This window comes from Enterobacter sp. BIDMC 30 (assembly GCF_000534355.1).
GTDB classification, from domain to species: domain Bacteria; phylum Pseudomonadota; class Gammaproteobacteria; order Enterobacterales; family Enterobacteriaceae; genus Enterobacter; species Enterobacter ludwigii.
On record NZ_KI973169.1, the window covers coordinates 1 to 25,287 of the forward strand.

19 protein-coding genes, 2 pseudogenes and 1 riboswitch are annotated in these 25,287 nt (G+C 54.9%); of the genes and pseudogenes, 13 read left to right on the forward strand and 8 right to left on the reverse strand.

What is annotated here, in order from left to right:
• Positions 1-596: 596 nt before the first annotated feature.
• Together purH and purD are read left to right on the forward strand one after the other, a co-directional pair.
• Positions 597-2,186: a bifunctional phosphoribosylaminoimidazolecarboxamide formyltransferase/IMP cyclohydrolase gene (purH, locus tag L466_RS22180; protein WP_032679968.1), complete on the forward strand. Its 1,590-nt coding sequence runs from the start codon at positions 597-599 to the stop codon at positions 2,184-2,186.
• Positions 2,187-2,201: 15 nt separating this feature from the next.
• Entirely contained in the window at positions 2,202-3,494 is a 1,293-nt protein-coding gene (purD, locus tag L466_RS22175) for a phosphoribosylamine--glycine ligase (RefSeq protein WP_020882989.1), read from the forward strand.
• 43 nt (positions 3,495-3,537) lie between these two features.
• Here purD and L466_RS22170 read toward each other — a convergent pair whose 3' ends face one another.
• The 5 genes from L466_RS22170 to hemE all read right to left on the reverse strand — a co-directional run bounded on the left by L466_RS22170 (position 3,538) and on the right by hemE (position 7,078).
• Entirely contained in the window at positions 3,538-4,230 is a 693-nt protein-coding gene (locus tag L466_RS22170; RefSeq protein ID WP_020882988.1) for a DUF1481 domain-containing protein, read from the reverse strand.
• Positions 4,231-4,241: 11 nt separating this feature from the next.
• Positions 4,242-4,514 carry a nucleoid-associated protein HU-alpha gene (gene hupA, locus L466_RS22165; RefSeq protein ID WP_002445246.1) on the reverse strand — a complete coding sequence of 91 codons (273 nt, stop codon included), beginning with the start codon at positions 4,512-4,514 and terminating at the stop codon, positions 4,242-4,244.
• A gap of 186 nt (positions 4,515-4,700) precedes the next feature.
• A complete protein-coding gene (locus L466_RS22160; protein WP_014168169.1) occupies positions 4,701-5,291 on the reverse strand; it encodes a YjaG family protein in 591 nt (196 codons plus the stop codon).
• A 44-nt stretch (positions 5,292-5,335) separates the two neighbouring features.
• Positions 5,336-6,004: a deoxyribonuclease V gene (nfi, locus tag L466_RS22155; RefSeq protein ID WP_025206412.1), complete on the reverse strand. Its 669-nt coding sequence runs from the start codon at positions 6,002-6,004 to the stop codon at positions 5,336-5,338.
• Between the two features lie 9 nt (positions 6,005-6,013).
• Positions 6,014-7,078, reverse strand: a complete 1,065-nt coding sequence (hemE, locus tag L466_RS22150) for a uroporphyrinogen decarboxylase (RefSeq protein ID WP_020882986.1) — start codon at positions 7,076-7,078, stop codon at positions 6,014-6,016.
• A 1-nt stretch (position 7,079) separates the two neighbouring features.
• On the opposite strand from hemE, the pseudogene L466_RS24090 reads away from it, so the two are divergent.
• Positions 7,080-7,169 (forward strand): annotated as a pseudogene (locus tag L466_RS24090) (hypothetical protein); the annotation flags it as partial.
• On the opposite strand, the pseudogene nudC reads toward L466_RS24090, so the two are convergent.
• Positions 7,138-7,890, reverse strand: a pseudogene (gene nudC / locus L466_RS22145) (NAD(+) diphosphatase); the annotation flags it as partial. The pseudogenes L466_RS24090 and nudC overlap by 32 nt on opposite strands.
• Positions 7,891-7,985: 95 nt before the next feature.
• Here nudC and L466_RS22140 point away from each other — a divergent pair.
• The 10 genes from L466_RS22140 (at position 7,986) to L466_RS22095 (ending at position 16,812) form a co-directional block, all read left to right on the forward strand.
• Positions 7,986-8,483, forward strand: coding sequence for an Rsd/AlgQ family anti-sigma factor (locus L466_RS22140; RefSeq protein WP_014168165.1), 498 nt, complete (start codon positions 7,986-7,988; stop codon positions 8,481-8,483).
• A 98-nt stretch (positions 8,484-8,581) separates the two neighbouring features.
• A riboswitch (TPP riboswitch) is annotated at positions 8,582-8,691 on the forward strand.
• A 78-nt stretch (positions 8,692-8,769) separates the two neighbouring features.
• Positions 8,770-10,665 (forward strand): phosphomethylpyrimidine synthase ThiC, encoded by a 1,896-nt coding sequence (gene thiC / locus L466_RS22135; protein ID WP_032679969.1) that lies wholly within the window; start codon positions 8,770-8,772, stop codon positions 10,663-10,665.
• Positions 10,665-11,300 (forward strand): thiamine phosphate synthase, encoded by a 636-nt coding sequence (gene thiE / locus L466_RS22130; RefSeq protein WP_032679970.1) that lies wholly within the window; start codon positions 10,665-10,667, stop codon positions 11,298-11,300. Before thiC ends, thiE begins: the two co-directional genes overlap by 1 nt.
• On the forward strand, positions 11,293-12,048 hold the full coding sequence (locus L466_RS22125; RefSeq protein ID WP_032679971.1) for a HesA/MoeB/ThiF family protein: 756 nt from the start codon (positions 11,293-11,295) through the stop codon (positions 12,046-12,048). The genes thiE and L466_RS22125 overlap by 8 nt, the downstream gene beginning before the upstream one ends.
• On the forward strand, positions 12,032-12,232 hold the full coding sequence (gene thiS / locus L466_RS22120) for a sulfur carrier protein ThiS (protein ID WP_032679363.1): 201 nt from the start codon (positions 12,032-12,034) through the stop codon (positions 12,230-12,232). Before L466_RS22125 ends, thiS begins: the two co-directional genes overlap by 17 nt.
• 1 nt (position 12,233) lies before the next feature.
• On the forward strand, positions 12,234-13,004 hold the full coding sequence (thiG, locus tag L466_RS22115; RefSeq protein ID WP_014168160.1) for a thiazole synthase: 771 nt from the start codon (positions 12,234-12,236) through the stop codon (positions 13,002-13,004).
• Positions 13,001-14,134 carry a 2-iminoacetate synthase ThiH gene (gene thiH / locus L466_RS22110; RefSeq protein WP_032679972.1) on the forward strand — a complete coding sequence of 378 codons (1,134 nt, stop codon included), beginning with the start codon at positions 13,001-13,003 and terminating at the stop codon, positions 14,132-14,134. Before thiG ends, thiH begins: the two co-directional genes overlap by 4 nt.
• 329 nt (positions 14,135-14,463) lie before the next feature.
• A complete protein-coding gene (locus L466_RS22105; protein ID WP_032679973.1) occupies positions 14,464-16,005 on the forward strand; it encodes a sensor domain-containing diguanylate cyclase in 1,542 nt (513 codons plus the stop codon).
• 180 nt (positions 16,006-16,185) lie between these two features.
• On the forward strand, positions 16,186-16,491 hold the full coding sequence (locus tag L466_RS22100) for a PTS sugar transporter subunit IIB (protein ID WP_014068453.1): 306 nt from the start codon (positions 16,186-16,188) through the stop codon (positions 16,489-16,491).
• Between the two features lie 3 nt (positions 16,492-16,494).
• On the forward strand, positions 16,495-16,812 hold the full coding sequence (locus L466_RS22095) for a PTS lactose/cellobiose transporter subunit IIA (RefSeq protein WP_014168157.1): 318 nt from the start codon (positions 16,495-16,497) through the stop codon (positions 16,810-16,812).
• Positions 16,813-16,871: 59 nt separating this feature from the next.
• On the opposite strand, the gene rpoC is transcribed toward L466_RS22095, so the two are convergent.
• Both rpoC and rpoB read right to left on the reverse strand, forming a co-directional pair.
• A complete protein-coding gene (rpoC, locus tag L466_RS22090; protein ID WP_014168156.1) occupies positions 16,872-21,095 on the reverse strand; it encodes a DNA-directed RNA polymerase subunit beta' in 4,224 nt (1,407 codons plus the stop codon).
• A gap of 76 nt (positions 21,096-21,171) precedes the next feature.
• Positions 21,172-25,200, reverse strand: a complete 4,029-nt coding sequence (rpoB, locus tag L466_RS22085; RefSeq protein WP_032679974.1) for a DNA-directed RNA polymerase subunit beta — start codon at positions 25,198-25,200, stop codon at positions 21,172-21,174.
• Positions 25,201-25,287 lie beyond the last annotated feature (87 nt).

Below are 25,287 nucleotides of genomic sequence, written 5' to 3' on the forward strand. Positions count from 1 at the left end.
GTTCAATCTGAGCCATGATCAAACTCTTCAATTTAAGTTTGATGCTCGTGAATTAAACTTCGTAATGAATTACGTATGTTCACTCAGAGACTTGGCATTCATTTTTTGTCCGAAGACATTAAGAATCCATGTCACTTTGAGTGCCCACACAGATTGTCTGATAAATTGTTAAAGAGCAGTTGCGACGCGGCTTACAGCTCACCGTCGCGAGGTGGCGTATATTACGCTTTCCTCTTTCAGAGTCAACCCTGAAATTCAGGATTTTTTCTCTTCAACCGACCGGGTTATCTGTGAAGTGATTCACATCCGCCGTGTCGATGGAGGCGCATTATAGGGAGTTCTCTGCAGGCCGCAACCGCTAAATGACAGAAAAATGACTGACTGCTGCATTCCCCAGCAAAACCCCGCCTTATACCCTTTTACACACAGACTTATCCACAGGGATACGAAAAAGTGAAAATTCGCGAGCGTTGCGCAAACGTTTTCGTTAAAATGCTCGCGCTTAACAAGGATGCCTCGTCAGGTGTGTTAGATGAGTTTTTCGCTGGAAAATTCATCTAACGCTCTCTGTAATCGTGAAATCCAGGGGATTTACCATGCAACAACGTCGTCCAGTCCGCCGCGCTCTGCTCAGTGTTTCTGATAAAGCCGGTATCGTCGAATTCGCTCAGGCACTTTCTGCACGCGGTGTGGAGCTGCTTTCTACAGGTGGTACCGCTCGCCTGTTAGCAGAGAAAGGTCTGCCGGTAACCGAAGTGTCCGATTACACCGGTTTTCCGGAAATGATGGATGGACGCGTCAAGACCCTGCACCCGAAGGTCCACGGCGGTATTCTTGGTCGTCGCGGCCAGGACGACGGCATTATGGAAAAGCATGATATCGCGCCAATCGACATGGTCGTCGTTAACCTCTACCCGTTTGCACAGACCGTTGCCCGCGAAGGCTGCTCTCTGGAAGACGCCGTCGAAAACATTGATATCGGCGGCCCAACCATGGTGCGCTCAGCGGCTAAGAACCATAAAGATGTTGCCATCGTGGTGAAGAGCACCGACTACAACACCATTATTAATGAGATGGATGCCAACGAAGGGTCGCTGACGCTGGAGACGCGTTTCGACCTCGCCATCAAAGCATTCGAGCACACCGCCGCGTACGACAGCATGATCGCCAACTACTTCGGTAGCCTGGTGCCTGCTTATCATGGCGAAAGCACTGAACCTTCCGGCCGCTTCCCGCGTACGCTGAACCTGAACTTCATTAAGAAGCAGGATATGCGTTACGGAGAGAACAGCCACCAGCAGGCTGCCTTCTATATAGAAGAAGAGGTAAAAGAAGCCTCTGTTGCGACCGCACAGCAGGTTCAGGGCAAGGCACTCTCCTATAACAACATCGCTGACACCGATGCAGCGCTCGAGTGCGTGAAAGCGTTCAGTGAACCCGCCTGCGTAATCGTGAAGCACGCGAACCCATGTGGCGTAGCGGTAAGCACCTCCATTCTCGACGCCTATGATCGCGCGTATAAAACCGACCCAACCTCCGCATTCGGCGGCATTATCGCCTTCAACCGCGAGCTGGACGCTGACACAGCACAGGCCATCATCTCCCGTCAGTTTGTCGAAGTGATCATCGCTCCTTCTGCATCCGACGAAGCCCTGAAAATCACCGCGGCAAAACAGAACGTGCGCGTACTGGTGTGTGGCCAGTGGGATGAGCGCGTACCGGGTCTGGACTTCAAACGCGTGAACGGCGGTCTGCTGGTTCAGGATCGCGATCTGGGCATGGTTACCGCGGGCGATCTGCGCGTCGTGACGAAACGCCAGCCTACCGAGCAGGAACTGCGTGACGCGCTGTTCTGCTGGAAGGTTGCGAAGTTCGTGAAATCCAACGCGATTGTCTATGCAAAAGAGAACATGACTATCGGAATAGGCGCAGGCCAGATGAGCCGCGTTTACTCCGCGAAAATTGCCGGTATCAAAGCGGCCGATGAAGGTCTGGAAGTGAAAGGCTCGGCAATGGCTTCTGACGCCTTCTTCCCGTTCCGTGACGGTATCGACGCTGCTGCGGCAGTGGGCATTACCTGTGTTATCCAGCCTGGCGGCTCAATCCGTGACGACGAAGTCATTGCCGCTGCTGACGAACACGGCATTGCGATGATCTTCACCGACATGCGTCACTTCCGCCATTAATCCACGGAGCAGAAAATGAAAGTATTAGTCATTGGTAATGGTGGGCGCGAGCATGCTCTGGCGTGGAAAGCGGCCCAGTCGCCGCAGGTAAAAACCGTCTTTGTGGCACCGGGTAATGCCGGTACTGCGCTGGAACCCACGTTACAGAACGTCGCTATCGGCGTGACCGATATCCCGGCCCTGTTGAGCTTTGCTCAGCAGGAGAAAATCGATCTGACCATCGTGGGTCCGGAAGCGCCGCTGGTGATTGGCGTCGTTGACGCCTTCCGGGCTGCTGGCCTGCAAATCTTCGGCCCAACGGAAGGGGCTGCACAGCTGGAAGGTTCGAAAGCCTTCACCAAAGATTTCCTCGCACGTCATAACATCCCGACGGCGGAATATCAGAACTTCACCGAAGTAGAGCCAGCCCTGGCTTACTTACGTGAAAAAGGTGCGCCTATCGTTATCAAAGCCGACGGTCTGGCCGCCGGTAAAGGCGTTATCGTGGCGATGACGCTCGAGGAAGCCGAAGCTGCGGTTCAGGATATGCTGGCAGGCAACGCCTTTGGCGACGCGGGCCATCGCATCGTGATTGAAGAGTTCCTTGACGGTGAAGAGGCGAGCTTTATCGTGATGGTCGACGGCGAGCATGTTCTGCCGATGGCCACCAGCCAGGATCATAAACGCGTTGGCAATGCAGATACCGGGCCGAACACCGGCGGTATGGGCGCTTACTCCCCTGCCCCTGTGGTCACTGACGAAGTGCATCAGCGCACCATGGACCGCATCATCTGGCCAACCGTCAAAGGCATGGCTGCCGAAGGTAACACTTACACCGGTTTCCTCTATGCAGGCCTGATGATCGATAAGCAGGGCAATCCGAAGGTGATTGAGTTCAACTGCCGCTTCGGCGATCCGGAAACGCAGCCAATCATGCTGCGCATGAAATCTGACCTGGTGGAACTGTGTCTTGCCGCCTGTGAAGGTAAGCTGGATGAGAAAACGTCTGAGTGGGATGAACGTGCTTCTCTGGGCGTGGTGATTGCTGCGGGGGGTTATCCGGGTAATTACAATACCGGTGATGAGATTCACGGTTTACCGCTGGAAGAAGTAGAAGGCGCGAAGGTATTCCACGCCGGCACGAAGCTGTCTGACGACGATCGCGTGCTGACCAATGGCGGCCGTGTACTGTGCGCGACCGCGCTGGGTCACACCGTTGCAGAAGCACAGAAGCGTGCCTATGCGCTGATGGCAGATATTCACTGGAACGGTAGCTTTAGCCGCCAGGATATCGGTTATCGCGCAATTGCGCGTGAGCAGGGCGAGTAATTCTTCCGCCAGCCCCTCTCCCGTCAGGGAGAGGGGACGTCACTCAAAAACTCTTTTCTGTCGGCTGCCAGGTGCAGAAGTCTTCGTTCGCGACCAGCAGCAGTTGAGAACCTTCCGGCGCTTCCAGCCACGCCACACTCACTTCCATTGATGAATGCCGCTGACGGCGCTCAATATGTTCGGTTGCCCAGGCTTCAAGCTCAGGCTTAACGGTTTGCCCTTCGCAGGTTGTTACCGTGCCATCGGCATGCCAGCGCCCCTGGCGCAGCACAACGCGTCCCTGACGCAGCGCATCGCTGGTCTGGCGGATTTGTTCGGCACGATAACGATAGAGTGCGACTTGATCGCTGGAAAGCTGCTGTTTTTGACCGCTGACTTCCCGCTGCATAAAGCTCAGCTCGCCATGGTCATCAAAACGCACTTTCACATGTTCGGGGGTCTTGCTGTAGACATTCAGTTCTATCAGCGACAGGTCATCGCCCTGCCAGCGATACTCCGCGGTCGACGTATTGCCGTTATGCCACGGACTGAAAGCAGAAAGCAGATGCACTTCGCCGCCAGAATCTTTGCGCCAGATCCTTACCGCACCCTGGTTGTCAGCGTAGCCGCTGGCGGTAAACGGTGGCAGAGAGGTGTCGTGGCTACAGGCGGACAGAAACATCACGCCCGCCAGCGCGAAGAGACCGCGCCAGACAGACAAAAGGGGCGTTGCCGCCCCTTCGTTAAAACTGTTCACTGCCACGCGTCTTACTTAACAGCGTCTTTCAGTGCTTTACCAGAAACAAATGCCGGCACGTTAGCTGCGGCGATTTTGATTTCTTTACCGGTCTGCGGGTTGCGGCCAGTACGCTCAGCGCGGTGGTTCACTTTGAAGGTACCGAAACCAACCAGTTGTACAGCATCACCTTCTTTCAGAGACTCAGTAATAGCAGCCAGGGTAGATTCCAGAGCAGCTTTAGCCTGCACTTTAGACAGATCAGCCTTGTCCGCAATTACATCAATCAGTTGAGTCTTGTTCATAAGTTATCCTTTCAATGTGTTTATCGCTTGCTAAGCATCGAGTGCGACGAAAATGCCAAAAAAGCACTCTCCTGCATACACGCACCGATAGCCACTTTTTTTCGCCCCCCAAATGTAGACCAGACAAGGGGCGAAAGGGAAGAGTCGAGGAGCGACAAAACGAGCGTTATATCAAGTTTTGTTGTCTCATTGGTTAAAAATTATACCAATATTGCTCTCACCAGCCTCACGTAAGTCCGCACGGAGCCCTTTTATCAGCTCAATATCGCGTTCTTCACACTCTGCCAGCAGGCGGAAAATTTCCCACTGGATATCCCATTCCTGCTCAACCGCGGGGTTCACTCGCAGCTCTTCGTCGGTCATTTCCCGACCTTCCTGGGTCATTTCCAGCATCGCGACGGTCGTAATGGATGCCTTGCTGACTTCGATAGCATGCTCCAGCGTTTCACCGCTCAGACGGGAATGAATCAGTTCGCTTAATGCCACGCAGGCATCAATGGCCGGATAGACACCATACAGGTCATAGTCATCCGCCGCCGGGATCGCCTCTTCAAGCTTTTCAAGCTGAGAGTCGAAGTTCACCTTAGCGTCTTTGACCGTTAGCGTCTCCCAGATTAAATCCAGGATGCGGCGATAAATCTGCCCTTCACCAAAGCCTGTCTGCTTGCAGAACGCGGCATAGTTGGGATACATGCGCTCGCACAGGCAAGCCATAAAAGTCACGTGCTGCCAGCTTTCCAGCTTCTCAAGGCGCAGATGAATCGGGTTTTGTAGCATGATGAGGTCTCGAATCGAAAATTAGCCGCAGTTTACCTGAATCATCACTGAATTTCTTGCCAACGCGTAAAAGCCGGACGCCCTGACGCTACGGCATCAGCCCAGCGGGTGGGCTCCGGTAAGCGATACCCTTTCATGCAGCGCTGCACCCACGCCAGCGCACTGTCCGTGCTCACCCGATGCCCGGTGGCGATAAACAGGGGGTTACAACGCGCTTTACTGCGCCAGACCCACGCCAGTTGCTCACCCTTATCGATGAGAGGTGCCAGCGCGCCGGGCTCGGCGGAGAGCGGCTCAAACGCACCGCACAGACGTTTTTTAGCCACACCGATGGTGGGGACATCCACCAGCAGCCCAAAATGGCTGGCGACGCCTAAGCGGCGCGGATGAGAGATACCATGGCCGTCGACAAACAGCAGGTCGGGTTTTTGCGAGAGTTGCTCCCACGCTGCCAGCAGCGCGGGATATTCACGGAATGAGAGAAAGCCAGGAATGTACGGCATGGTGGTGGCGATACGCGCCACCTTGTACTCCACCAGTTCCAGCGAGGGATATTTCAGCAGCACCATTGCCGCCCGCGTCACTTCACCTCCCTGCTCAAACCCCACATCTGCTCCGCCAATGTACTGCGGCGGGTCTGTGTCCAGACGATCCTCGCGGATCACGGATGAGGCCAGTTCTATCTGTTGAGCGCGTAATGACGCGAGATCCATAACCACTCCTTACTGATGATAATGTGCAGAAAGTCGGTGCACCGCCTCCACAAACGCGCCAGCGTGTTCTGGCGGTACATCCTGATGAATACCGTGCCCGAGGTTGAACACGTGTCCTTCGCCCTGGCCGAAACCAGCAAGAATGGAGGCCACCTCTTCCTCAATACGGGCAGGCTGAGCATAGAGCATAGACGGGTCCATGTTGCCCTGCAGCGCCACTTTGTCACCCACGCGACGGCGCGCATCGGCAATATCGGTTGTCCAGTCGAGACCCAGCGCGTCACAGCCAGTTGCGGCCATGGCTTCCAGCCACTGCCCACCGCCTTTGGTGAACAGCGTCACCGGCACCCGGCGGCCTTCGTTTTCACGCAGCAGGCCATCGACGATTTTATGCATGTAATACAGCGAGAACTGCTGGTAATCGCGCCCGGTCAGCACGCCGCCCCAGGTATCGAAAATCATCACCGACTGCGCGCCTGCTTTAATCTGCGCGTTAAGATAGAGTGTGACGCTCTTCGCCAGCTTGTCGAGCAGCGTATGCAGCGCCTGTGGCTCCGCGTACATCATCTTTTTAATGACGGTAAAGGCTTTGCTGCTGCCACCTTCCACCATATAGGTCGCCAGCGTCCACGGGCTGCCTGAGAAGCCAATCAGCGGCACTTCGCCTTTCAGTTCACGGCGAATTGTGCGCACGGCGTTCATCACATACCCCAGCTCCTGCTCAGGATCCGGTACCGGCAGCTTATCAACGTCGGCTTTGCTTTTGATCGGGGAGGTGAAACGCGGACCTTCACCGGTTTCGAAATAGAGCCCAAGGCCCATGGCATCCGGAATGGTCAGAATGTCCGAAAAGAGAATAGCGGCATCCAGCGGGTAACGGCGCAGCGGCTGGAGCGTCACTTCGCAGGCCAGCTCGGCATTTTTGCACAGCGACATAAAATCACCCGCCTGCGCACGCGTGGCTTTGTACTCTGGCAGATAGCGCCCCGCCTGGCGCATCATCCACACCGGGGTGACATCAACGGGCTGGCGCAGCAGCGCACGCAGATAACGATCGTTCTTCAGTTCGGTCATTTTGCAGTTCCTTATTGCGTCAGTCCGTGAGTGTAACACTACTCATACTCGGCCCGACACATCGCCACGGTATCTTCTATCAGCCGACGGGCTACCGTTCCCGGCGGGGGTAACAGTGGCAAATCGTCATAACGGTACCAGTTCGCGTCCAGCAGCTCTTTCTGGTCGATAACAATCTCACCGCTATCGTATTCGGCCATAAACGCCGTCATCAGCGACTGCGGGAACGGCCACGGCTGAGACGTTACGTAACGCAGGTTCTTCACCCGGATCCCGCTCTCTTCCATCACTTCACGCGCCACCGCCTGCTCCAGCGTTTCGCCCACTTCAACGAACCCGGCAAGAACAGTATGAATGCCGTTGCGATGGCGGGTATGTTGCGCCAGCAAGATGGAATCGTCACGCCGGATAGCGACGATAATGCACGGCGCAATCTGCGGATAATAGCGTTCACGGCAGTGGCTGCAGAGCATGGCCCACTCGGTTTTGCTCGGGTGCATGGTATGCCCGCAGTAGCCGCAGTATTTATGCGATCGGTAAAACTCGGCCAGCTGCACGCCACGGCCTGCCAGCTGGAACAGGCCCACATCAAGATCCAGCACCTGACGAACGGATCCCATGTCCTGCCGGCGAGGCTGCTGGATCAACCACACCGGCTCCCCTTGCCACTCGCCGATCTTCAGCGCAGGCTGACCAACGAGATCGAAACGATCGGCAGTGCCATGGGGTATTTCCCCACCGGGCAGCCATAATTTTTGTTCGTGACTGACAATCCACCAACCCAGATCTGATTTTTCAATAATACGATCCATATCTATTGCACTACCTTCGCTTCACTGACATGTTGTTAGCATTGTGGTTACATTTTGGATAAGCAGAATCAATTCTAAACCTTGCGGAGTCGAACATGTTAAACCAGCTAGAAAGCCTGACTGAGCGCGTTAGAGGAAGTAACAAACTGGTGGATCGCTGGCTACATGTGCGCAAGCATCTACTCGTGGCTTATTACAATCTGGTCGGTATTAAGCCTGGCAAAGAATCGTTTATGCGGCTGAATGAAAAAGCGCTGGATGATTTTTGTCAGAGCCTGGTCGACTACCTGTCCGACGGCCATTTCAATATTTATGAACGCATTATCCGCGAAATGGAAGGCACTAGCCCGTATTTAACGGCATCCAAACTCTACCCGCTGCTGGAAGCCAATACCCAGCAGATCATGAATTACTACGATTCCACCCTCGAGAACGCCATCGATCACGACAACTACCTTGAGTTTCAACAGGCGCTGTCCGATCTCGGCGAAGCGCTGGAAGAGCGATTCTCGCTGGAGGATAAGCTGATCGCTCTCGTACTGGATAACGATTCTAAGGCCAGCAACGAAGATAACATCGCGCGGCCTGCTTGAGTTCTTAATCGTTAACGAGTAGTTTACAAACATTCGCCCCTCTCAGGAGGGGGTATTACACGAAATCATTCATGCGATAGCGTGAACGATGGCGTGTAAATTTCTTGTCGGAGTGCCCAGTGTGAAAGCACGGGCTGAGACCGTTAATTCGGGATCCGCGGAACCTGATCAGGCTAATACCTGCGAAGGGAACAAGAGTAAAACTGCTGTAGTATCGCCCCCGGGCGATCTCCTCTTGCTTCATCCGTCGTCTGACAAGCCATGTCCTTCACTTTTGGAATGAGCTATGTCTACTACTAAACTGACCCGCCGCGAACAGCGCGCACACGCCCAACACTTCATCGACACCCTGGAAGGCACCGCTTTCCCGAACTCTAAGCGTATTTACATCACCGGCTCTCAGGCGGATATCCGCGTTCCGATGCGCGAAATCCAGCTTAGCCCGACGCTTCTTGGCGTCAGCAAAGAGAACCCGCAGTATGAAGACAACGAAGCCGTGCCTGTCTACGACACGTCTGGCCCGTACGGCGATCCTGATGTGGCCATTAACGTGCAGCAGGGTCTGGCAAAACTGCGCCAGCGCTGGATTGACGCGCGTAACGACTGCGAAGAACTGACGGTTCGCAGCTCTGCCTACACCAAAGAGCGTCTGGCCGACGACGGCCTGGATGAACTGCGCTTTGCGGGCCTGCTGACGCCGAAACGTGCAAAGGCGGGCAAATGCGTTACCCAGCTGCACTATGCGCGTCAGGGGATCGTCACCCCGGAGATGGAGTTTATCGCCATCCGTGAAAACATGGGTCGTGAGCGCATCCGTAGCGAAGTGCTACGCCACCAGCATCCGGGCGAAGGTTTCGGTGCCCGCCTGCCGGAAAACATCACCCCGGAGTTTGTGCGCGATGAAGTGGCCGCTGGCCGCGCGATTATCCCCGCCAACATCAATCACCCGGAATCCGAACCGATGATTATCGGCCGCAACTTCCTGGTGAAGGTCAACGCCAATATTGGTAACTCCGCGGTCACCTCCTCCATCGAAGAAGAGGTCGAGAAGCTGGTCTGGTCAACGCGCTGGGGCGCGGACACGGTAATGGATCTCTCCACCGGGCGTTATATCCACGAAACCCGCGAGTGGATCCTGCGTAACAGCCCGGTGCCTATCGGAACGGTGCCGGTCTATCAGGCGCTGGAGAAAGTGAACGGTATCGCTGAAAACCTCACCTGGGAAGCGTTCCGCGACACGCTGCTGGAGCAGGCTGAACAGGGTGTAGACTACTTCACCATCCACGCGGGGGTGCTGCTGCGCTACGTGCCGATGACCGCGAAGCGTCTGACCGGCATTGTCTCGCGCGGGGGCTCAATCATGGCGAAGTGGTGTCTGTCTCATCATCAGGAAAACTTCCTCTACGAACACTTCCGCGAGATCTGCGAAATCTGTGCCGCTTACGACGTCTCGCTGTCGCTGGGCGACGGCCTGCGCCCTGGTTCCATTCGTGATGCCAACGACGAAGCGCAGTTTGCCGAACTGCACACGCTGGGCGAGCTGACCAAAATCGCCTGGGAGTATGACGTGCAGGTGATGATTGAAGGCCCGGGCCATGTCCCCATGCAGATGATCCGCCGCAATATGACGGAAGAACTGGAGCACTGCCATGAAGCACCATTCTATACCCTGGGGCCGTTGACCACCGATATTGCCCCGGGTTACGACCACTTCACCTCCGGAATTGGTGCGGCGATGATCGGCTGGTTCGGTTGCGCCATGCTCTGCTATGTGACGCCAAAAGAGCACCTCGGTCTGCCCAACAAAGAGGACGTGAAGCAGGGGCTTATCACCTACAAAATTGCCGCCCACGCTGCGGACCTGGCGAAAGGCCATCCGGGCGCGCAAATTCGCGATAACGCGATGTCGAAGGCCCGCTTTGAATTCCGCTGGGAAGATCAGTTTAACCTCGCGCTCGACCCGTTTACCGCCCGCGCCTATCACGACGAAACCCTGCCGCAGGAGTCCGGCAAAGTGGCCCATTTCTGCTCCATGTGTGGGCCAAAATTCTGCTCGATGAAGATCAGCCAGGAGGTGCGTGACTACGCCGCCGCGCAAGCCATTGAAGTGGGCATGGCGGATATGTCAGAAACCTTCCGCGCGAAAGGCGGCGAAATCTACCTCAAAAAAGAGGAGGCGTAATGTACCAGCCCGATTTCCCACCCGTGCCCTTTCGTTTAGGGCTCTACCCGGTGGTGGACAGCGTGGAGTGGATTGCCCGCCTGCTGGAGGCAGGTGTACGCACGCTGCAGCTACGCATCAAAGATAAACGTGATGAGGAGGTGGAGAACGATGTCGCCGCCGCCATCGCGCTGGGGCGTCGGTATAACGCCCGCCTGTTTATCAACGACTACTGGCGACTGGCGATAAAGCACCAGGCCTACGGCGTGCATCTGGGTCAGGAGGACCTGGAGACCACAGATCTGAATGCCATCCGGGAAGCCGGTTTGCGCCTGGGTGTCTCGACCCATGACGATATGGAGATTGACGTGGCGCTGGCGGCTCGCCCTTCGTACATTGCGCTTGGACACGTCTTCCCGACGCAAACTAAACAGATGCCCTCCGCGCCACAAGGGCTGGCACAGCTGGCGGCTCACGTGAAGCGTCTTGCGCAGTACCCGACCGTGGCCATCGGCGGGATTAGCCTTGAACGCGCGCCGGCCGTGCTGGATACCGGTGTCGGCAGTATCGCCGTCGTCAGTGCCATCACCCAGGCCGCAGACTGGCAGGCCGCCACCCGGCAGCTCTTACAACTGGCAGGAGCAGGCGATGAATGATCGTGACTTTATGCGCTATAGCCGCCAGATCCTGCTGGAGGATATCGCCATTGACGGGCAGCAAAAGCTGCTCGCCAGCCGGGTTTTGATTGTCGGGCTGGGCGGATTAGGCGCGCCTGCCGCGCTCTATCTGGCCGGTGCAGGCGTGGGCACGCTGGTACTGGCCGATGACGACGAGGTGCATCTTAGCAACCTGCAGCGTCAAATCCTCTTCACCACCGAGGATATCAACCAGCCCAAAGTACACATTACCCGCCAGCGTCTGAACCAGCTGAACCCGGATATTGAGCTCATTGCGTGTCAGGAGCGGCTCAGCGGCGACAATCTGCTCCGAGAAGTCGCCCTGGCCGACGTGGTGCTGGACTGCACCGACAATATGGCAACCCGCCAGGCGATCAACGCCGCCTGTGTCGCAAAAAATACGCCGCTTATCACCGCCAGCGCGGTGGGATTCGGCGGGCAGATGATGGTCCTGACACCGCCGTGGGCGCAGGGCTGCTATCGCTGTCTGTGGCCAGACGATGCTGAGCCAGAGCGTAACTGTCGCACCGCGGGCATTCTTGGCCCGGTTGTGGGGGTGATGGGTACCCTGCAGGCGCTCGAGGCCATCAAGCTGCTCAGCGGAATGGAGACCGAGCGCAACATGTTGCGGTTATTTGACGCCCGCTCCAGCGGCTGGCGTCATCTGGCGTTACACCGCGCCAGCCACTGCCCGGTATGTGGAGGCGGCAATGCGCATTCTGTTTAACGATGAGCCGATGAAATGCGAGGACGGGCTCACCGTTGCCGTGCTGCTCGATAAACTGCGCCAGCTCAAGCCGGGAACGGCGCTGGCGCTCAATCAACAGATCCTGCCGCGCGAGCAGTGGGAACATCAGCAGGTCAATGAAGGCGACCAGATCCTGCTGTTTCAGGTTATCGCAGGGGGCTGAGATGTTACGTATTGCCGATAAAGTCTTTGATTCACATCTGTTTACCGGAACCGGGAAATTCGCATCACCCCAGCTGATGGTCGATGCCATCCGTGAAAGCGGCAGCCAGCTGGTCACGCTGGCGTTAAAGCGCGTGGATCTGCGCCATCACAGTGATGCCATTCTGGCGCCTTTACTGGAAGCTGGCGTCACGCTACTGCCAAATACTTCCGGCGCGAAAACGGCCGAAGAGGCCATTTTCGCCGCCCAACTGGCGCGTGAAGCGCTCGGCACACGCTGGCTGAAGCTGGAAATTCACCCGGATGCTCGCTGGCTGTTGCCCGACCCGATCGAGACGCTGAAAGCGGCGGAAAAGCTGGTACAACAAGGGTTCATCGTTCTGCCTTACTGCGGTGCCGATCCGGTACTCTGCAAACGTCTGGAAGACGTTGGCTGCGCCGCCGTTATGCCGCTGGGCGCGCCTATTGGCTCCAACCAGGGGCTGGAAACCCGGGCAATGCTGGAGATCATCATTGAGCAGGCCACCGTGCCGGTGGTGGTGGATGCGGGTATTGGCGTACCAAGCCATGCCGCGCAGGCGCTGGAGATGGGGGCGGACGCGGTGCTGGTGAACACGGCCATCGCGGTTGCCGACGATCCGGTCATGATGGCGCGCGCGTTTCGCATGGCGGTGGAGGCTGGCCTGCTGGCACGGCAATCAGGCCCTGGCTCGCGCAGTTTTCAGGCGCAGGCCACCAGCCCGCTGACCGGTTTTCTGGAGGCAATCTCATGACCACCTTTACCGACCGCTGGCGGCAGCTTAACTGGGACGACATTGCCCTGCGCATCAACAGCAAAACGCCGGTCGACGTCGAGCGCGCACTGAATGCGCGCCATCTGACCCGCGACGATTTAATGGCCCTGCTCTCCCCTGCGGCCAGCGCTTATCTGGAGCCAATGGCCCAGCGCGCCCAGCGTCTCACCCGACAGCGCTTTGGCAACACGGTGAGCTTTTACGTCCCGCTCTATCTCTCAAACCTGTGCGCCAATGACTGTACCTACTGCGGCTTCTCCATGAGCAACCGCATTAAGCGTAAGACGCTTGATGAGGAGGAGATCGCGCGCGAGTGTGCGGCGATCCGGGAAATGGGCTTCGAGCATCTCCTGCTGGTCACCGGAGAGCACCAGGGCAAAGTTGGGATGGACTATTTCCGCCAGCACCTTCCTGCCATTCGTCGTCAGTTCGCCTCGTTGCAGATGGAAGTGCAGCCCCTGTCGCAGGACGAGTATGCGGAGCTCAAAACGCTCGGACTGGATGGAGTGATGGTCTATCAGGAAACGTACCACGAAGCGACCTACGCCCGGCATCACCTGAAGGGCAAGAAACAGGACTTCTTCTTCCGCCTTGAAACGCCGGACAGGCTCGGACGTGCCGGGATCGACAAAATTGGCCTTGGTGCGCTGATTGGGCTTTCCGATAGCTGGCGCGTGGATTGCTATATGGTGGCGGAACATCTGTTGTGGCTTCAGCAGCACTACTGGCAGAGCCGCTACTCCATCTCCTTCCCCCGGCTGCGCCCGTGTGCTGGCGGGATTGAACCGGCCTCACTCATGGACGAGCGCCAGCTGGTACAAACGATCTGCGCGTTTCGCCTGCTTGCCCCGGAGGTTGAATTATCGCTCTCAACACGTGAATCACCGGCGTTCCGCGACCGCGTGATCCCGCTTGCGATAAACAACGTGAGCGCATTTTCCAAAACACAGCCGGGCGGTTATGCCGATGATCACCCTGAACTGGAGCAGTTTTCCCCGCATGATGGACGACGTCCGGAAGCGGTCGCCGCGGCCCTGAGCGCGCAGGGGCTGCAGCCGGTCTGGAAAGACTGGGACAGCTGGCTGGGAAGAGCCTCGCAATTACGCTGAAACATACTGCAACTCCGCAGAAATAAAACGAGTCGGCACGGAGAGTCACAACCGGATGATTGTCAGCTATCGTCCGGTTTTTTATTGTCATGTGGTCAGCAACGGACGCTGACCAGGGCGAAAAGCTTCTTCCTCGTTTCGCCCTGCCTCTGACTTATCGTGCACACTGAATTTCTGATTTTATAAGTAATTTCTTAGCCATTCTTAAGATAAATCATCTCGTCTGAAATCGTGTTCCGTATAATTCACAGCTAACCGCAGGACTGCGACTATGCTGAGAGGATATCGGCAGACGAAAAGCATTCACCCTCAGGAATGATGTACAACTCATGGCACTTCACAGCAAAAAACTCTCTTTTACCCGGCCAATAATGGCCAGCTTCGCGGGGATACTGTGCAGTTTTGCACTGATCGCTGTCGTGGTTACGCTTTCGCAACGAAAGGATTTTCTTGAGGATTATCATAAAATTAATGGTAATTTCACGCATAATCTGGCGGTTAACTATACCGAATCAATGTTGCGTGAAAACGACTATATTCTTGGTCGTTCTGCGATGTACTTTTCCCGCAACGAAATACTGAATGAGACGCTGAACGTCAACCCGACGCAAGGGTTGCAGATGTTGATGCATTTGCAAAACCTGATGCCGACCGTGTCATCCATCTCGCTGGCCGACACGGAAGGGCATTATTTGCACGTTCCAGAAGCGCCTCCCACGGAAAAGAGTAAAAACGCCGATCCGCGGACGCGCCCGTGGTTTGTCGCCCACGCGGAAGCCAGTATTTTCAGCCATTATACCCACCCTTATATGGACTACTTTACCGGGCATCCAACGGTCACGCTTTATAAGCCATTGATTTCAACAGAAGGCAGACTCAAGGGAACCCTCGCCTTTCATCTTGATTTGGCGTCGATGGGGTATACCCTTCGACAGATGGTGGCCCCTGTACAAGGGGAATTCTTCGTCGTCGAGCGCGACGGAACCGTGGTGCTTCATCCTGACACGGGCGCGCTGTTCAAAAAATACGTGAGCGAAGCGCTGATGGACAAAATGACCAGCGGCGAGGGTCATTTATACGACCGGAAAAGTAAAACCTGGTATTACTACTACTCCTTCACTAACCCGGATTGGTTTGTCATCTACCGGGTCTCTGGCGCGACCCTGACGGATATTACCCGCCACGAAACCACTATCGTTGGCTGGGGATTTGCACTGGCGGCGATTATTATCATTCTCTTCGGTTTGTACCTTCGCCATGCCTCGCGTACCGTGCTGATGCATATTATCAACGCCATCAAAACTGGCGACGTCAGCCAGGCACCGCGTCTGGAAGCGATGCTGAGTCATACCATCCAGTCGAATAAAGAGCGTGAGATGGCATATGTCCGCCAGGCAACCCACGATGCGCTAACAGGCTGCAAAAACCGCCGCGCGTTCGATACCGATGTGGAAGAGTTAATGGCGGCTCAACAGCCTTTCGCACTGGCGCTGGTGGACATCGATAACTTCAAATCAATCAACGATACCTGGGGCCACCTTAGCGGCGATATTGTCCTGCGTAACGTGGCGCGTGAAGGGATCCAGATCATGCAACCGCACCACATCTCGGTGTACCGGTACGGTGGAGAAGAGTTTGCGGTGGTCTTCCAGGCTGCGCAAATTGCTGATGCAATCTCGTTGCTGGAAGCGTGGCGTACCACCATTGAAAAACGCGTCTGGCGGGAAGAAAACCTGCAGGTCACGTTCAGTGCAGGCCTGGGGGAATGGCATTTCGAACCGCTGGAGCAATTTGTCGGGAGCGTGGATAACGCACTTTACAGCGCAAAACAGCAGGGTAAAAACCGCATCCTTCGGACCTCCATCCGTTAATTTCTTCCCTCCCACGCTGTCCGTTTCGACGGGCAGCGTGCGCTTTCATGCAAAATTGTAACCGGTTTCAGAAAATCACCCATTTCTTTGTGATGCCTGACACACAATCGCGGTAAAGCGGTTGTTGAAGCGGTCTGCACGGGATAATTATCAATAAACACATGTAGATCGAGGCTGATTATGAAGAACATCGTTTTATGCTGTGCAGCGGGAATGTCAACCAGCATGCTGGTTCAACGTATGAAAGACGCCGCGCAGAAAAAAGGGGTTGAAGTCACCATTAAAGCCGTTCCGGTTGCGGAGTTTAAAGATAATATCGCGACGGCTGACATCGTATTGCTGGGGCCACAGGTTAAATACGAGCAGGCTAAACTTCAGGCGCAGGCCGATCCGCTGGGTAAAAAGGTCGCGGTGATCGACATGATGGATTACGGCATGATGAAAGGTGATGTCGTCCTGGAAAAAGCGCTTAAATTACTGGAGTGACCCGTGGAAGATTTAGAAACAACGATCATGGAACTGCTGGTCAACGCGGGAGCAGCGCGCAGTGCTGCCCTTACGGCGTTGCAGATGGCCCGTAAAGGTGACTTTGACGAAGCCGAAAAGGCGATGGAAGAGTCGCGTGAATACGTGAAACATGCCCACACCATCCAGACGCAGCTGATTGGTCTTGATGAAGGGACCGGAAAGCTACCGGTTAACCTGATCACCGTCCACTCTCAGGATCACCTGATGAACGCGATGGTCATTCAGGACCTGGCGGGCGATATGATTGAGCTGTATCGTCGGCTACCGCTGATAAACTGAAAAATATGCAGACATAAAAAAACCCGCCGAAGCGGGTTTTTTATTTGCTGAATCAACGATTACTCGTTGTCAGAACCACCCAGACCTGCGTTCAGCAGCTCTGCCAGGCTCGCGGATGCATCTTCAGCAGTTACCTGCGGTGCAGCTGGCAGTTCGCCTGCAGCACGACGACGCATACGATCCTGATGGTACGCATAACCGGTACCAGCCGGGATCAGACGACCTACGATAACGTTCTCTTTCAGACCGCGCAGTTCATCACGCTTACCTGCTACAGCGGCTTCGGTCAGGACACGCGTGGTCTCCTGGAACGATGCTGCAGAGATGAAGGACTCTGTTGCCAGAGACGCTTTGGTGATACCCAGCAGATCGCGCGAGAAGGTCGCAGCGATTTTGCCGTTCGCTTCCAGATCGCGGTTAGCGATCTTGACGCGTGAGTATTCAACCTGCTCGCCTTCCAGGAACTCAGAGCTGCCCGCGCTATCGATGGTTGCTTTACGCAGCATCTGACGAACGATAACTTCAATGTGTTTATCGTTAATCTTAACGCCCTGCAGACGGTATACGTCCTGTACTTCGTTAACGATGTAACGAGTAACAGCATGCACACCACGCAGACGCAGGATGTCGTGCGGCGCTTCTGGACCGTCGGAAACCACGTCACCACGTTCTACACGTTCACCTTCGAACACGTTGAGCTGACGCCACTTAGGAATCATCTCTTCGTACGGCTCGCTGCCATCTACTGGGGTGATAACCAGACGGCGTTTACCTTTGGTCTCTTTACCGAAGGAGATGATACCGCTGATTTCAGCCAGGATTGCAGGCTCTTTCGGACGACGTGCTTCAAACAGATCCGCAACGCGTGGCAGACCACCGGTGATGTCCTTGGTACCGCCGGATTCCTGAGGAATACGCGCCAGGGTGTCACCAGAACTGATCTGTACGCCATCTTCCAGCTGTACAATCGCTTTACCCGGCAGGAAGTACTGCGCAGGCATATCGGTACCAGGGATCAGAACGTCGTTACCCTGAGCATCAACGATTTTCAGTGCAGGACGCAGATCTTTACCACCGGCAGTACGCTCAGCAGAGTCCAGAACGACCAGAGAAGACAGACCGGTCAGCTCGTCGGTCTGACGAGTAATGGTCTGGCCGTCGATCATGTCAGTGAAGCGGATGAAACCACTTACTTCGGTGATAACCGGCATGGTGTGTGGATCCCAGTTTGCAACGGTTTCACCGCCGGCAACCTGCTCGCCATCACCTTTCGCCATAACAGCACCGTAAGGCACTTTATAGCTCTCTTTGGTACGACCGAATTCGTCGATCAGCTTCAGCTCGGTGTTACGAGAGGTCACAACCAGCTTGCCTGCGGAGTTAACAACAGACTTCGCGTTGCTGAGCTTGATGCTACCTTTGTTTTTCACCTGGATGCTGGATTCAGCAGCCGCACGAGATGCCGCACCACCGATGTGGAACGTACGCATCGTCAGCTGTGTACCCGGTTCACCGATGGACTGTGCCGCGATAACACCGATTGCTTCACCTTTGTTGATGATGTGGCCACGCGCCAGGTCACGACCATAGCAGTGCGCACATACACCGAAATCGGTGTCACAAGATACAACGGAACGAACTTTCACAGAGTCAACAGAGTTCGCTTCCAGCAGGTCACACCACTGTTCGTGCAGCAGCGTGTTGCGTGGAACCAGAATGTCTGCGGTACCCGGCTTCAGAATGTCTTCCGCGGTTACACGACCCAGTACGCGATCGCGCAGCGGCTCTTTAACATCACCACCCTCGATAACCGGGGTCATGGTGATACCTTCGAGGGTGCCACAATCGTCTTCGGTCACAACCAGATCCTGTGCAACGTCAACCAGACGACGCGTCAGATAACCGGAGTTCGCTGTTTTCAGTGCGGTATCCGCCAGACCTTTACGCGCACCGTGAGTAGAGATGAAGTACTGGAGTACGTTCAGACCTTCACGGAAGTTCGCGGTGATTGGCGTTTCGATGATGGAGCCATCTGGCTTCGCCATCAGACCACGCATACCTGCCAGCTGACGAATCTGTGCTGCAGAACCACGCGCACCGGAGTCGGCCATCATGTAAATGCTGTTGAAGGAAACCTGCTGCTCTTCTACGCCGTCACGGTTAATCACGGTTTCGGTTTGCAGGTTATCCATCATCGCTTTGGATACACGATCGTTCGCCGCAGCCCAGATATCGATAACTTTGTTATAGCGTTCGCCCGCGGTAACCAGACCAGACTGGAACTGCTCCTGGATCTCAGCAACTTCGGCTTCCGCTTCAGAGATGATCTCGTGTTTCTTCTCTGGGATAACCATGTCATCGATACCAACAGATGCACCTGAACGCGCTGCATATGCAAAGCCGGTATACATTGTCTGGTCAGCGAAGATAACTGTCGGCTTCAGACCCAGAATGCGGTAACAGGTGTTCAGCATTTTGGAGATCGCTTTCTTACCCAGCGCCTGGTTGACGATGGAGAAAGGCAGACCTTTCGGTACGATCATCCACAGAATGGCACGGCCAACGGTCGTGTCTTTCAGGCTGGTTTTCGCAACGAATTCGCCGTTAGCATCTTTTTCATATTCAGTGATACGCACTTTGACACGCGCATGCAGAGAGGCCAGGCCAGCACGATAGATACGCTCAGCTTCTTTAGGGCCAGTCAGCACCATGCCTTCGCCTTTGGCGTTAACACAGTCACGGGTCATGTAGTACAGACCCAATACAACGTCCTGAGAAGGAACGATGATTGGTTCACCGTTCGCTGGAGACAGGATGTTGTTAGTAGACATCATCAGCGCACGCGCTTCGAGCTGGGCTTCCAGCGTCAGCGGTACGTGAACAGCCATCTGGTCACCATCGAAGTCGGCGTTATATGCCGCACAAACCAGCGGGTGCAGCTGGATAGCTTTACCTTCGATCAGTACCGGTTCAAATGCCTGGATACCCAGACGGTGCAGTGTTGGTGCACGGTTCAGCAGTACCGGGTGTTCGCGGATAACTTCGTCCAGGATATCCCAAACGACAGCTTCTTCACGCTCAACCATTTTCTTAGCGGCTTTGATGGTGGTGGCCAGGCCACGCAGTTCCAGCTTGCCGTAGATGAACGGTTTGAACAGCTCCAGTGCCATTTTCTTCGGCAGACCGCACTGATGCAGACGCAGGTATGGACCTACGGTGATAACAGAACGACCGGAGTAGTCAACACGCTTACCGAGCAGGTTCTGACGGAAACGACCCTGTTTACCTTTGATCATATCGGCCAAAGATTTCAGAGGACGTTTGTTAGAACCGGTGATCGCACGACCGCGACGACCGTTATCCAGCAGGGCATCTACCGCTTCCTGCAGCATACGTTTTTCGTTACGTACGATGATGTCCGGCGCAGCCAGATCCAGCAGACGTTTCAGACGGTTGTTACGGTTGATAACGCGACGATACAGATCGTTCAGATCCGACGTTGCGAAACGACCACCATCCAGCGGAACCAGCGGACGCAGATCTGGCGGCAGAACCGGCAGAACGGTCAGGATCATCCACTCTGGTTTGTTACCAGACTGAACGAATGCTTCCAGCAGTTTGATACGCTTGGTCAGCTTTTTACGCTTGGTTTCGGAGTTGGTTTCGTTCAGCTCTTCACGCAGCTGCTCGCACTCTTGCTCCAGGTCCATGCTCTTCAGTAGGGCCTGAATAGCTTCCGCACCCATCTTCGCGTCGAATTCGTCACCGAACTCTTCCAGCGCGTCCAGATACTGTTCTTCGGTCAGAATCTGGTGGCGTTCCAGGTTCGTCATACCGCCTTCGATAACGACATAAGATTCGAAGTACAGAACACGTTCGATATCGCGCAGCGGCATATCCAGCAGCAGGCCGATACGGGACGGCAGAGATTTCAGGAACCAGATGTGCGCAGTTGGAGATGCCAGTTCGATGTGGCCCATGCGCTCACGGCGCACTTTGGTCTGGGTCACTTCAACGCCGCACTTCTCACAGATCACACCACGGTGTTTCAGGCGCTTGTACTTACCGCACAGGCACTCGTAGTCTTTTACTGGCCCGAAAATTCGTGCACAGAAAAGGCCGTCACGCTCAGGCTTGAACGTACGGTAGTTGATGGTTTCCGGCTTTTTAACTTCACCGAAAGACCATGAACGGATCATGTCTGGCGAAGCCAGAGCAATTTTGATCGCATCAAACTCTTCGGTTTTAGTCTGCGCTTTCAGAAACTTTAATAAATCTTTCACGGATTTGCTCCCGTCGGAGTTAGCACAATCTGGTGTCGGGGGTTAGCCCGACACCAGTGACCTGTTTGAGCGAGAATTACTCGTCTTCCAGTTCGATGTTGATACCCAGCGAACGAATCTCTTTCAACAGTACGTTGAAGGACTCTGGCATGCCCGGTTCCATCTGATGATTGCCGTCCACGATGTTTTTATACATCTTGGTACGACCGTTCACGTCATCAGACTTAACGGTGAGCATTTCCTGCAGGGTGTATGCTGCGCCGTATGCTTCCAGCGCCCACACTTCCATCTCCCCGAAGCGCTGACCACCGAACTGCGCCTTACCACCCAGCGGCTGCTGAGTAACCAGGCTGTAAGAACCGGTAGAACGAGCGTGCATCTTGTCGTCGACCAGGTGGTTCAGTTTCAGCATGTACATGTAACCTACGGTTACCGGACGCTCGAACTGTTCACCGGTACGGCCATCAAACAGCGTAATCTGACCAGACGTTGGCAGACCACCCAGTTGCAGCAGCTCTTTGATTTCAGATTCTTTTGCACCGTCGAATACCGGCGTTGCAATCGGCATACCTTTGCGCAGGTTCTCTGCCAGACGCAGCACTTCTTCATCGCTGAAGGTGCTCAGGTCGACTTTCTGACGAACGTCGGTACCCAGATCGTAGGCACGCTGGATGAATTCGCGCAGTTTCGCGACTTCTTCCTGCTGTTTCAGCATGGCGTTGATCTTATCGCCGATACCTTTCGCAGCCATACCCAGGTGGGTTTCCAGAATCTGACCGATGTTCATACGAGACGGTACGCCCAGTGGGTTCAGTACGATATCTACCGGCGTACCGTTAGCATCGTGCGGCATATCTTCGATCGGGTTGATCTTAGAGATAACACCCTTGTTACCGTGACGACCTGCCATCTTATCACCAGGCTGGATCTGACGTTTAACAGCCAGATACACCTTAACAATCTTCAGCACGCCTGGTGCCAGATCGTCGCCCTGAGTGATTTTACGGCGTTTCGCTTCGAGTTTTTTCTCGAACTCGTGTTTCAGTTCGTCATACTGCTCAGCCAGCTGTTCCAGCTGATTTTGTTTCTCTTCGTCGGTCAGGCCCAGTTCCAGCCAGCGATCGCGTGGCAGTTTGTCGAGCTTCTCAGCTTCAACGCCACCGGCAACCAGCACCGCATAGATACGGCTGAACAGACCCGCTTCGAGGATCTGCAGTTCTTCAGACAGGTCTTTCTTAGCCTGTTTGAGCTGCATCTCTTCGATTTCCAGCGCACGCTTATCTTTTTCAACGCCGTCACGGGTGAAGACCTGAACATCGATAACCGTCCCGGAAACACCGTTTGGTACGCGCAGAGAAGAGTCTTTAACGTCAGACGCTTTCTCACCGAAGATAGCACGCAGCAGTTTCTCTTCTGGCGTCAGCTGGGTTTCACCTTTCGGCGTTACCTTACCAACCAGAATGTCGCCGCCGGTCACTTCTGCACCGATGTAAACGATACCGGATTCATCCAGTTTGGAGAGCGCAGCTTCACCCACGTTAGGGATGTCAGCGGTGATCTCTTCTGGCCCCAGCTTGGTGTCACGGGACACACATGCCAGTTCCTGAATGTGGATGGTAGTGAAACGATCTTCCTGAACCACACGCTCGGAGACGAGGATGGAGTCTTCGAAGTTGTAACCGTTCCACGGCATGAACGCTACGCGCATGTTCTGACCGAGCGCCAGTTCACCGAGGTCAGTGGACGGACCGTCTGCCAGCACGTCGCCGCGCTCAACGGGCTCACCCAGAGACACACAAGGCATCTGGTTGATACAGGTGTTCTGGTTAGAACGGGTGTATTTGGTCAGGTTATAAATGTCGATACCTGCTTCGCCCGGGTACATCTCGTCTTCGTTAACTTTGATAACGATACGGGAAGCATCCACGTACTGAACAGTACCGCCACGTTTAGCCACCGCAGTAACACCGGAGTCAACGGCAACAGCACGTTCCATACCGGTACCAACCAGCGGCTTATCAGCACGCAGAGTTGGAACGGCCTGACGTTGCATGTTCGCACCCATCAATGCACGGTTGGCGTCATCGTGTTCCAGGAACGGGATCAGGGACGCACCGACGGATACCACCTGCTGGGTGGATACGTCCATGTAGTCAACCTGGTCGCGGCTGAACAAGCTGGATTCGCCTTTGCTACGGCAGGTAACCAGATCTTCTACAAAGTGGCCTTCGTCATCCAGGTTGGAGTTCGCCTGAGCGATAACGTAGTTGCCTTCTTCGATAGCAGACAGGTAGTGAATTTCGTCAGTTACAACACCGTCGGTCACTTTACGGTACGGTGTCTCAAGGAAACCGTATTCGTTAGTCTGTGCGTACACGGACAGGGAGTTGATCAGACCGATGTTTGGACCTTCAGGCGTTTCGATTGGACATACGCGACCGTAGTGAGTCGGGTGTACGTCTCGAACTTCGAAGCCTGCACGTTCACGGGTCAGACCGCCTGGGCCGAGTGCAGAGATACGACGTTTGTGCGTGATCTCAGACAGCGGGTTGTTCTGGTCCATGAACTGAGACAGCTGGCTGGAACCGAAGAACTCTTTCACTGCTGCAGAAATCGGCTTGGCGTTGATCATATCCTGAGGCATCAGGGTATCCAGATCGCCCAGAGACAGACGCTCTTTCACCGCACGCTCAACACGTACCAGGCCAACGCGGAACTGGTTTTCCGCCATTTCGCCTACGGAACGGATACGACGGTTGCCGAGGTGGTCGATATCGTCCACTTCGCCTTTGCCGTTACGGATATCGATGAGCTTCTTCATCACTTCGATGATGTCGTCTTTGCTCAGGATACCGGAACCTTCGATCTCATCACGCAGCAGAGAACGGTTGAACTTCATACGACCAACCGCGGACAGATCGTAGCGGTCTTCGGAGAAGAACAGGTTCTCGAACAGGCTTTCAGCCGCTTCGCGAGTTGGTGGTTCACCAGGGCGCATCATGCGGTAGATTTCTACAAGCGCGCTCAGACGATCGGTCGTTGGATCGACGCGGATAGTCTCAGAGATATAAGGACCGTGGTCCAGATCGTTGGTGAACAGCGTTTCGATGCGTTTGTGGCCAGACTGGCTCAGCTTAGCCAGCAGATCCAGGCTCAGCTCCATGTTCGCCGGGCAGATCAGCTCGCCAGTTGATTCATCAACGTAATCTTTCGCGGCTACTTTTCCAGCAATGTATTCAACCGGAACTTCGATGAGTTTGATATCATCTTTTTCCAGCTGACGGATGTGGCGCGCGGTAATACGGCGGCCTTTTTCCACATACACTTTGCCGTCGGCTTCGATGTCGAACGACGCGGTCTCACCACGCAGACGCTCTGGCACCAGCTCCATCTGCAACTTGTTGTCGCGGATTTCAAAGATTACTTTCTCAAAGAACAGGTCCAGGATCTGTTCAGTGGTGTATTGCAGCGCACGCAAAATGATGGTCGCAGGCAGTTTACGACGACGGTCGATACGGACAAACAGGTTGTCTTTAGGATCGAACTCGAAGTCCAGCCAGGAACCACGGTAAGGAATGATACGCGCGTTATACAGTACTTTACCGGATGAGTGTGTTTTACCTTTATCGCTGTCGAAGAAGACACCCGGGCTACGATGCAGCTGGGAAACGATAACACGCTCAGTACCGTTGATGACGAAAGTACCGTTGTCTGTCATGAGTGGAATTTCACCCATGTAGACTTCTTGTTCTTTAATGTCTTTTACGGTGCCTTCTGGCGCTTCGCGCTCATAGATCACCAGACGCAGTTTTACGCGCAGCGGTGCGGAATAGGTCACGCCACGGATCTGACATTCCTGAACGTCAAACACCGGTTCGCCAAGGCGGTAGCTGACGTACTGCAGCTCGGAGTTACCGCTGTAGCTCTGAATCGGGAACACGGAACGGAAGGCTGCTTCCAGGCCGTACTGCCCTTCAGGATCTTGCTCGATAAACTTCTGGAACGAGTCAAGCTGGATAGAAAGGAGATATGGAATGTCCAGAACTTGTGGACGTTTACCAAAATCCTTACGAATACGTTTTTTCTCGGTATAGGAGTAAACCATAGGGTTCCTCAGCTCGCTGACAAGTCGACCCATCTGTCCGACGAAGGGACAGTTTGTGCAACACCATTTTGTGGACCGGAAAATTGA